Source organism: Psychrobacillus sp. NPDC096426, from assembly GCF_044762745.1.
In the GTDB taxonomy this organism is placed as follows: Bacteria; Bacillota; Bacilli; order Bacillales_A; family Planococcaceae; genus Psychrobacillus.
In genome coordinates, this window is record NZ_JBIWEX010000045.1 from 1 (window position 1) to 10,721 (window position 10,721).

At 33.5% G+C, this 10,721-nt stretch carries 9 protein-coding genes and 2 pseudogenes; 6 read left to right on the forward strand and 5 right to left on the reverse strand.

The genetic code is table 11. The features are described 5' to 3' along the window. Positions 1-59: 59 nt before the first annotated feature. The 3 genes and pseudogenes from ltrA to ACIQYS_RS21970 all read right to left on the reverse strand — a co-directional run. Positions 60-1,880: pseudogene (ltrA, locus tag ACIQYS_RS21960) on the reverse strand (group II intron reverse transcriptase/maturase). An 803-nt stretch (positions 1,881-2,683) separates the two neighbouring features. After that, positions 2,684-2,815, reverse strand: coding sequence for a hypothetical protein (locus tag ACIQYS_RS21965; protein WP_402985096.1), 132 nt, complete (start codon positions 2,813-2,815; stop codon positions 2,684-2,686). 335 nt (positions 2,816-3,150) lie between these two features. Then, positions 3,151-3,276, reverse strand: a pseudogene (locus tag ACIQYS_RS21970) (ABC transporter ATP-binding protein); the annotation flags it as partial. Between the two features lie 484 nt (positions 3,277-3,760). Here ACIQYS_RS21970 and ACIQYS_RS21975 point away from each other — a divergent pair. The 4 genes from ACIQYS_RS21975 (at position 3,761) to gmtX (ending at position 6,742) form a co-directional block, all read left to right on the forward strand. Beyond that, entirely contained in the window at positions 3,761-5,524 is a 1,764-nt protein-coding gene (locus ACIQYS_RS21975; RefSeq protein ID WP_402985098.1) for a GGDEF domain-containing protein, read from the forward strand. A 31-nt stretch (positions 5,525-5,555) separates the two neighbouring features. Further along, entirely contained in the window at positions 5,556-5,708 is a 153-nt protein-coding gene (ytzI, locus tag ACIQYS_RS21980; RefSeq protein ID WP_402985100.1) for a YtzI protein, read from the forward strand. A gap of 147 nt (positions 5,709-5,855) precedes the next feature. Further along, positions 5,856-6,512, forward strand: coding sequence for a hypothetical protein (locus ACIQYS_RS21985; RefSeq protein ID WP_402985102.1), 657 nt, complete (start codon positions 5,856-5,858; stop codon positions 6,510-6,512). A gap of 2 nt (positions 6,513-6,514) precedes the next feature. Further along, positions 6,515-6,742, forward strand: a complete 228-nt coding sequence (gene gmtX, locus ACIQYS_RS21990) for a gamma-mobile-trio protein GmtX (protein WP_402985112.1) — start codon at positions 6,515-6,517, stop codon at positions 6,740-6,742. Between the two features lie 391 nt (positions 6,743-7,133). Here the strand turns inward: gmtX and ACIQYS_RS21995 are convergent, their stop codons facing one another. Continuing rightward, on the reverse strand, positions 7,134-7,640 hold the full coding sequence (locus ACIQYS_RS21995) for a hypothetical protein (protein WP_402985104.1): 507 nt from the start codon (positions 7,638-7,640) through the stop codon (positions 7,134-7,136). Positions 7,641-7,927: 287 nt separating this feature from the next. Between ACIQYS_RS21995 and ACIQYS_RS22000 the strand changes: the two genes are divergently transcribed. Beyond that, a complete protein-coding gene (locus ACIQYS_RS22000) occupies positions 7,928-8,269 on the forward strand; it encodes a hypothetical protein (protein ID WP_402985106.1) in 342 nt (113 codons plus the stop codon). A 665-nt stretch (positions 8,270-8,934) separates the two neighbouring features. Here the strand turns inward: ACIQYS_RS22000 and rlmN are convergent. Further along, a complete protein-coding gene (rlmN, locus tag ACIQYS_RS22005) occupies positions 8,935-10,002 on the reverse strand; it encodes a dual-specificity RNA methyltransferase RlmN (RefSeq protein ID WP_402985108.1) in 1,068 nt (355 codons plus the stop codon). A gap of 242 nt (positions 10,003-10,244) precedes the next feature. On the opposite strand from rlmN, the gene ACIQYS_RS22010 reads away from it, so the two are divergent. Further along, a complete protein-coding gene (locus ACIQYS_RS22010) occupies positions 10,245-10,613 on the forward strand; it encodes a hypothetical protein (protein ID WP_402985110.1) in 369 nt (122 codons plus the stop codon). The last annotated feature ends 108 nt before the right edge of the window (positions 10,614-10,721 follow it).

The window sequence follows — 10,721 nt, forward strand, 5'->3', positions numbered from 1 at the left end:
TAGCCTTGACAGAATTTTTGGTTACAAGAGATAAGAATATGTATTTTAAAGATACTAAACTAGCTAAATGCGACAACTATATTGACAAACACCGATCGTAAGTTATTTACTTTTTCTATTTGCTTGTTTGAAAGCTTTACAGCTTTTAAAAGCGTTTCAATTTTAACTTTGTCTTTCAAATGTATCAATTGATGTATAGTCTTATTCAAAATTATTAAGTTCGAATAGCTATCATCTTTTGAAATATAGAAGGGGTTTATATGATGGCAATGCCAATCATTAAATCCCAATTCTTCTCCCAAAATAGCACATTTACCATACTGTGCTACGAACTTACTGATTCTGTTATCGTTGTATTCAATAGATCTATTTGGAATGTAGTTTCGCATGATGTAAGAGAGCGTACTTTTATCAATAGCCTTTAGGCTATTATGAATTTTTGCTCTTCCTTCGACTGTAAAGTTACAAATTACTTGGGAGAAACCAAGTGTTTTTCTCCATCGCTGAGCGTGAATAGGGACAAAAACCATATCCTGTATTTTATACAGTTTTGCCTTGTAACCCTTATACCGCCCCTGTAAAGTTTTAGTCATCTCACCGAAACTTGCCTCTGTTCTAATATTCTTTAGGCGATTGTATAACGTATTGCGTAGATGTAGATTTAACTCATTCAAATTAATGGTGATTTGAGTTGCAGCTGAGTAATAGTTTTGGATACCCATTACAATGGTATTAAAATTCCAAACGGTCTGAGTGCAGGGCTTCCTCTTGATGGCTTTTATGGCATCTTTTATCTTTTGGAAAACATTTACTTTAGCCTTCTTAGACATATTGGACTTTGCTACATACCCAAATCTCGTTCTTCCTTTTCTTACGACTTTTATTGAAAAGCCTAGAAACTCGGAAGAGTTTTTCTTTAAATTCACAACCTTTGATTTTTCTTCACTTGTTTCCAAGTGTAATCTATTTCTCAAGTAATCTTTTAATGCATAGTTCATTTTAATTGCCTGTGACCTTGTTCGGCACATGACCTTAAGGTCGTCCGCATAGCGGACGATAAAACACTCTTTCAAACTCGATTTCTTTAAGTGCTGATACTTACTGCCATTGGTCGAATAAGTATATCTGCTTTCAAATGTTTCCCACTGGTCGCTAACCTACCAATCCAATTCATTTAGCACAATGTTAGATAGTAGAGGTGACAGAATGCCACCTTGCGGTGTACCTTTTGTAGGGATACCTTCTCCAACAATCTCTGCTTTTAATAACCTAGATATAATAGAAAGAAGGGATTTATCCCTGATACCTAGCGACCATATTTGTTTTAGAAGTTTGCTATGACTTACATTATCAAAGAAACCTTTAATATCTACATCCACACAATGATGTAGTCCAGATTGGTTAATCAGAAATTCTAGCCTAGCTTTGGCATGATGAGTGTTTCGGTTCGGTCTAAAACCATAACTATGTTTATGAAATTTAGCTTCGCAAATCGGCTCTAAAATTTGTAGTACGCATTGTTGAAAAATTCTATCCCAAATAGTCGGTATCCCTAGAGGTCTAGTTTTATCTATACCTTTTGGAATAAAAACCCGTCTAACTGGTTGTGGTTTATACCATCTAAACATAGCTTGAACTTTTGCTATTACATCTTCTACTGGTAAATGTAGAATATCATTAATTGTTAGTTTATCTATTCCAGCGGTTTTGCTACCTGTATTTCTTTTGATGTTTCGGTAGGCGAGGCGTATATTGTCATTAGAACTCATTAATTCTGTTAAGTTATAGAAATGATGACCACCGACACTTTGAGCGTAAATTGTATCAAAACAATCTTGCATACTATAATACTCATTGTGTCTCAGTTTCTTCCGTTTCAATAAGTCGGCGACTCCTTTCGGAGTTAAACCTCTATTAGTCTCACAAGAACCTTATTAACCGATAAAGAACTGCCTTACTTGGTTGAATAAATCTTTATTAGTCTAGTGGCTATCCCTCCATGTGGATTAAACATTTCATTGGTACTGTGCCACCACTTTCACTGATATTAAGACAAGTTATACAGGAACTACTATCATTATTGCTTTCCTTGCCAACGCTTCTTCGGAAGTAAGCCCACTGCGTTATCAGTTTACAACGTTGAATTATATCTATTATAGAATGAACTTAGGTGCTTCCTCTGAGCCTGTTAGCGTTCATACGCCTGTAACGTATCATGGATTTTCATATTAGTTAGTCTTACTCATCCACTGCCAACCTCACAATTCGGTGATATACACATTTCTATGTATCGCAGTTCTAGACCCGTATCTTCAGAAGTTTGTCAGCTTAACCATTTTTTTATTATAGGTTTATTCGCATTCTCACCATATTCATTCAACTCAAGCATCATGAATTACACCACCCCCGCGGGTAGGCTTTCGTCAGCCAAAACTGTTACGGTAATTTCTCACGCCTTTTCACCGAGCTTATAACACGATCATTCTTACTAAATCCAGTGCTAATCGACTAAGAGAGAACCCTTCCGAGCGTTACCTCATCATTTGATTCTTCGATATAACCCTTCAATTCCGTAAGGAATTGCCTAGCCTTTACCAGAGTGATGTAACCATCCTCTATTTAAACTAGGAACATTTCGCACAACTAAACTGCTTCTTTAGTTTAATAAAGAAACAGTAATATTTTACTTTTCGTTCAGTCTTTTTAACAACTCAATTATTTGTTTATTTTGTTCATTTGTTTTTCTTATCTTCACTTCAATAGATAAGCAAGTTATAGCTATTACAATAACACCAACTGTTATAATAAAATCCATTTTTTATTCCCCTCACTCCCACTATATTAAAGCATAAAAACCAATCCCCTTATTCAACTAAACTGCGTCGTTAGTTTAAGTGAAACATTTCACAATCTGTATAGAAATATTAACATAAATAACCATTAAATTAATTACCTCAACTCTAAGAAGGGATAGAGATAAGCAATTTATAATTAAACTTTGTTCAATCCCTTTGCATTATAAATGAACAAACATCAATTCAAAGCTACATTATTCTTTCCTAATCAACATATGTATCGATATAAACATATATATAAGGATTAATAAGCACTTATTTAAATACTTTTTTATATTTAGTGTTGATAAGTTAATACCCCACTTTTCAAGCCGCGTTTTCTATTTCTTGAAAAAGCAATTGCTAAATTTTCTTCTATCGTCATCGTCGGTGCAGTGCCTGCCATAGGTTCTTTAAAAACTCGACCAATTAGCTGAGAACGTCCGCAATATTTATTAAACTTAATTAGAAAATGCTGTCTCCAAATAAGTGAAGCATTTGCTAGGATAAAGTTCTTTTTTTAACCGTCATATCACTCCAAGTAAACTTGTTATTTTATAAATTGGTTGCTCTCGTGCATATTTAGTTGCTTTGCGAATAGAATTAATTGCTTTCAATGACTGGTTTGTTCCTCTAATCCATTTTCTGGGTTCACATTTGAAAAATTACATTTATATTTGTCCTTGTTACGCATTATTCCCAAACGACGTCCTTGTAGTACTAAAACGATTGACTCAGATAGCATCACCTCTATGTAGAGCTCTCGGCATGGGCATTACTTACTAACCATTAATGAATCAATCCAAAAGTCCTATTCAATCACTTTCCTGTAATCCATTATTTACATTCAATTTACACTATCTTGATATTTCTGAACTATAATATAGGTTGAACATTATCTGTTCATTTTAGGGGGAATTAGTAAAATGGCAATTGAAGATCATGATTATGGTGAATTATTTTCCTTTATATTAAAAGAGAAAGCAATTCAAACAGTCTTTCAACCTATTATTTCACTTCATAGTGGTCAGATATACGGCTACGAAGCGTTATCAAGAGGTCCTGCAAATACCGTGTTACAAAATCCAGAAATGTTATTTGACTATGCGTTGAAAAATGGACAACTTTGGGAACTCGAAAATTTATGTAGAGCAAATGCTTTGAAATGCGCATATGATTTAGAAGCGGAAGGAAAATTGTTCCTAAACGTTAATCCGAACATTATGAACGACCCTAAATTCAAGCAAGGATTTACAAAAGAATATTTATCTAAATTTCATATGGATGCTGACAGCATTGTTTTTGAAATTACGGAACGAGAATCAATTAACAACTTAAAAGATTTTATCAATACAATCGATCATTACAAAAATCAATTGTATCAGATTGCAGTAGACGACGTAGGGGCTGGCTATTCGGGTTTAAATGTTATTACCGACGTACGGCCACATTATATGAAATTAGATATGAAGCTCATTCGAGATATTGATCGAGATCGAACGAAGCAATTACTTGTAAGCTCTTTAAGTGAATTCGCCAATTATTCACAAATAAATATTATTGCGGAAGGGATCGAAACAAAAGAGGAACTTAGCACATTGATTGATATCGGGGTACATTTTGGCCAAGGTTATTTTATCCAAAAACCGGCTTCACAATTATATCCTGTTCGAGAGGAAGTTAAAACCTTTATCAAAGCGGAAGTATCCAGAAAAAATCGAGTAAGTAGAAACCGTCTAACTGATACTTCTATCGAACAAATAGCCACTCCTTTAAACACCATTTCCAGCCAAATGCCTATTTCCAAAGTAAGCAATTTAATGGAAACAAACGATTTACTCCCTGGTTTTTGTATACAAGATGGAAATAAGTTGATCGGTGTTATTACAAGAAATAAACTTCACTTAAAGTTTAGCGGTCCATATGGATATAGTTTATACAATAAGAAACCAATCTCGACTATAATGAGCCGTAACTATATGAAAGTAGACGCAGAAACGCCGATAGATGTAGTAGCAAAAATTGCAATGAGACGGGACCCGCTCCATTTATATGATTTCATCACCGTAACTAAAGACGATCAGTATTTCGGTGTCGTGACAGTAAAAGATCTTCTCGAAAAAAGTATGCAACTAGAAATAGATTATGCTAAGCATTTAAATCCACTTTCGGAGTTGCCTGGTAATCTGATGATTGAGCAGCAGCTACAAAGCTGTATCGATGCGGATACGGATATGACAGTACTCTATTTCGATATTGATAATTTCAAGCCTTATAATGATGTATACGGATTTGAAAAAGGCGATAAAGTCATTATGCATTTAGCGGAAGTTATAGAGAGGTGCTGCCCACCCGATGGATTTGTAGGACATATTGGTGGGGATGATTTCCTATTAATAACTGAGGCATCTAAAAGCAAACAACTATGTGAAGAAATTATTCAGCAATTTGATGCATCCGTCGAACAATTTTATCATGCACAAGATTTCCTAAAAGGACATATCGTTACCAAAAATCGCCATGGAATCGAGGAATCATTTCCACTGCTTACTATTTCTATCGCTGGTGTATCTAACAAAAATACGCAATCGATATACGATCTCTCGGAGCTTGCAAGTCAAATCAAAAAACAGTGCAAACAAATCCCAGGTAGCACCTATATATTGCAGTCTCCTGTTGTGCTATTATAATAATATACATAGTAAGTACGGAGGAAATCGTATGACAACCGTTTTTATCATTGGGGCAATTACGTTTATCATTATACTAGCACTTTCTATCTTTACGATTAATAAAGGCTATGCATACAAGCATACAATTGATGAACGTCCAAATGAACATAACGAGTCTATAGAAAAAACGCATCGCCAATAAGTTATCTAGGGTGAAATATTTATAATCAAACTACTAAAAAGGTATTACATTTTAATGATGTAGTACCTTTTTTATTGTAGTTATATATAAATATCTATGGTATTATATGTAATATTATAATCAAACTATTGGTATAGGAGGATATATATGAGATATGTTCAGGTATCTTCAAAAACATATAGGGATAATACGGGCAGGAGCATAGACTTTCCTACTCTTCTAGTTGAGCATAATGGAGAGACAATGCTTTTTGAACAATTACACAGATATCAAATAAAGAATCGTAGTAAAAGCAGAACTTGGCATAAGAAGTTAGTACAAGCTGTTGGACTATTGCTTGATTATATGGAAGCTAATCAGAAATATTATTCTTCTCCAAAAGAATTCTTTGATACATTTACGGAGTCTGTATATTCAGGAACAATAAATGAAGAAGGTTTAGACCCTTCGGGGCTTTATTGGTTACCTAAAAGAGTTGAAACAGCGAATATGCTTTTATCTGCTTTAAATGGGTTATCAGATTGGTTATATGAAGAATATGGAGCTGTTCAATTAAACCCTTGGAGAAAAGCTACAAGATATGAAGAACGACTTAACTGGATGGCACAGATAAACAAAAGTCAGAACTCATTTCTAGGGCATTTAAATGATGTTCATGAAATCTCTGAAACTGCAAAATTAGCTCGCAATGTTGTTAGAAGAAGAAATCCATACTCAACAAAGGGAGATACAAAAGCCTTCTCCGAAAATGAAATACATAATCTCCTATGGGAAGGGTTAAAGAACAAACAACCTTCACGATAGATATGCGTCCTCAAAACGATATAAGCAAAAATAAGGACGTCATTATAGTCGAACCTTCTTATAATCTTACAGATACCGAAATAGATGCATTGAGAAATGCCATATCAGATGAATTTATGAACCATCAGGGATGGACTACCGATAATTATGGCAGAGTAAAAGAAAACGGCATTCAGATATATAAGGCGGGATATGTAACTGCCGTACAAAAAATTCTTAATGAAATATAAAAAATACATCCATTATTAGATTGATTTAATTGTGGTCTTTTAATAAAGAGTGATAATTAATAATTAAGTTAGTTCATTTGTAATAAAGTTTGATAAAAAACTATGGATTGCAGGTTTTCTTATTCCACAATCGGGCCAGATTGTGGAATAACATTTTTCTAGGGAATGTTAGAAAGATGCAGATTTATAACGATAATAGATTTGCTATACAAATATTTATGTAAATTAAAGAACAAGCTCCCAAGTATAAACACCATTCCATCAAAGAAGCGACAAACGTTGATTTAATCAGGTTTGTCGCTTTTGGGTGCTTTCCCAAAATCTAATTTTGGGATGTTTATGAGATTTATTTTGTATACTTTATAAATCCTTTTTGCACTAAAATATCCTGTTAGTTTAAAGTAAGATTTTTCCCGCTTTCATTTACAATAAAGATTTGTTCCTCTCTAAGCTTGTTTTTAATGTCAGATACAAAGGTCATTATATTTTTTACTATGAGTTGTTCAGTTGTCTTATTAATCTTGTTCTCTGTGGATAAAATAATTAAACACACTATATCTGGGTAATCCCCTCCAGAAATAGGCATAAAATTAACCTTTACGGATTTTTCTTCAAAACCCGTTTCATTTGCAAGTATTTTTCCTAATTCCATTTCCTCTGAAACTAAAAGGTTTGTATACTCCGCTACTTTACGATTTGTGTGTTCTTGTTCAACAGACACTTCTGGTTTTACCTTTTCTTCTGAAACTAAAAAGTTTGAATTCCCCTGAACCAAAAGATTTGTGTGTTCTTGTTCAACAAACACTTCTGGTTTTACCTTTTCTACATTTGAATCGCCATTATATGCACCTACTATAATAGCACTTATTGTAGCTCCTATAGCTAATAATTTTTTCATTATGATCTTGTCTCTTCCTTTCCTAACTATATTTGCTTCCGTTAGTTTTTTAAAGCCTTTATTTCTTTCCCTCACACATGCAGTTTTACTATAATAAAGACATTTCATACCCCTTAGTTTAAGGCCCTAACTTTTACGTTTACGTGACCTTTTAAAAAAATGTCGAAAATTATCGGAGTATTCATACCTTATGAGCATTTAAGTTAAGTAAAAGATATTTTATAGTATATGTAGGGAAGGAGGAAGTATGAATTTTAATACTAAATTATAAAGGAGAGTTGTTTATTATGAAAAAGTTAATCAGCTTAATCGGATTAGTGGGTTTGTCATTAATAATGTCTTTGGGTTTATCAGTAAGCCAAACAGCTGCATCTTCTATATCCAGCAGTTCATTGAACAATGAAGTTACACCATTAGCAATCAGTAGACTTGTTGTACATGAAGTATTATATAACGGAGAAGTATCTCCACCCAGAACATATTATTATAGTGATTCTTTAGGTTATAGTGGAACTCTTCAATTGAGTTGGTATATTTATTCTGCTTATGATAATAAAACTTCTGCAACATATGGTGGTACAGTTTTCTGTAGTGGAGTATGTGCTGCATCACAACCTACCTTTGAATAAATAAATAATAAGCGTATAAAAAGAGGCAAGCAGAATCTAGTTACAAGGATTTAAGATAATATTAATAATCTCTTAAGTAATAAATGTGCCTTCTACAATTGAATCTGTGGAAGGTTTATTTTTTATTAGTTAGAACACGGTTTAAGTTGATGATTGATGCCATTCCTTTCCTTTCTAATGCTTTTCTTGAGTAAATCAAAATGTTTAGATTTATCTTTAAATATCATAAAAACATAATAAATTCTATTCTATTATAAAAGTTACAGTTCTCAAAGCGGTATTAGGGAATGTTTAAAAATTTCTTGTTATCTTAACTCCTCCAAACTTAAAAACCCCGAAAACGCAAAAGAAGAATCCACTTTGATCAATCTTTTTTCAAAATGGATTCTTCTTATTTATCGTAAAATAAGGATTTACGAGGTGTTTTGCTCTAACTTTATTTCAAAGTTACATATATACAAATAAAAAGTTTGATTATAAAGTTTGATTATGTATAATCAAACTCAAAACCTCTAAATATAAGGCTTGGTTTTATTTTATTATTCACCCTATATTACATAAGGCGAATGCGTTTTTTATTGTCCAGACTCCTACGCACAGTTCGTTGTTGATAGGACGTCGAGAATTTAGAATGTATTTTTCAGACATAGGCGCTTGCGCTTTTCTTAGTTTTTCACTTTTTCTTTTTTGATCTGTTTACTACGTAATTGTCCACATGCTGCATCAATGTCTGTCCCTTGTTCCATACGAACTCCACAGTTAATCCCATGGTTTTTCAGCGTTTGGAAAAATGCACTAATTGATTTTTCGGAGCTACGTTGGTATTGTCCGTGTTCATCTACTGGATTGTAAGGGATCAAATTGACATACGATAAATGACGTTTGTTTTCGAGTAGCTTCGCTAGTTGCTGTGCTTCTTCCACATGGTCATTTACGTCTTTTAGTAAAATGTATTCAAATGTAATACGGCGATTTGTTTTTTCTAAATAATAATCTACAGCAGCCATTACTTTTTCAATCGGGAATGCTTTATTGATCACCATTATTTTTGTACGTAATTCATCATTTGGTGCGTGTAAGGATACAGCAAGATTTACTTGAATATTTTCATCCGCAAAATCCATAATTTTTTTCGCTAGTCCACTTGTGGAAACGGTAATATGACGAGCACCAATTGCTAGACCTTTTTGATCATTAACGGTACGTAAGAAGCTCATTAAGTTTGTATAGTTATCAAATGGTTCTCCGATACCCATTACAACGATATGACTTACACGTTCGTCTTTTTGTAGTTGGTCTAAATGCTGTTGCACTTTCATAATTTGTCCGACAATTTCTCCAGCATCTAAATCACGGTTTTTCTTTAGTAAGCCACTAGCACAGAAACTACAACCAATATTGCATCCGACTTGTGTCGTTACACAAACCGATAAACCGTATTTAAAACGCATAAGTACAGTTTCGATCAAGTTACCATCTTGCATTTCAAATAAAAATTTAATCGTGCCGTCTGCAGATTCTTGTTTAACTGATTCTTTTAGCGTTTGGATGACAAAGTTTTCTTTTAATATATCTAGACATTCTTTGCTTACGTTTGTCATGTCATCAAAGCTTTGAACGCGTTTAATGTATAACCAATCCCACACTTGTTCCGCGCGATATTTCTTTTGTCCGTGTTCTAATAACCATTCTATTAACTGGTCTCTTGTTAGACCATATATTGATTTTTTCATTTTTAGCCCTCATTTCATCCGTATACAATTCGCCTATTATACTATAATTGTTTACATACGACAACTTATTATACCGGAAATGTATCATAAAAGAAATCATTTTGTTTACTCGTAAAATTTTCCGACAACAATGGGAGAAAATAATGGATTAATTATATTTAGCTTGAATAGTATGTTAAGAGAGTTTCTATTCGGTGAATCAATAAGTTAAAAAGAGGCAAAAGGAATTGGGGTTGTTTAAAATGGCTAATCGAACTAGACGAATTGTTTCCTATAAAGTACGAAAAGGTATTTTCAAGTTAGGTGTGCTCATCCTCGGAATCTTCGCTTTTTTACCCGCTTATTTTTTGGAAACAGATATTCGGGACTTTGACGACGGGGTGCAGAAGGATTTCGCTGCATATGTATTAGAAACGAGCGCTAGTATTTTTAACAATACAATGGAACAGTCATTTATCGTGTCCTATGAAATTGAATCAATTGAAGAAGTGGAAGGAAAACCAATATCTTCTGTTATTATTGCTTATACTGCTTTTGGTCTTCCTTATGCGGAAATAATTGTTAACGAGAACACGGCGTATGTTAATAAGAAACTACTTTTTCAAAAATAACAAAAGCGCAAGTGAGGCTGGGACAAAACCCACCTTGAAAAATGAAAAGCCCTGGAAATTTTACGAACAGTAAAATTTCCAGGGCTTTGTTTTTAGGCATTAAAAAAA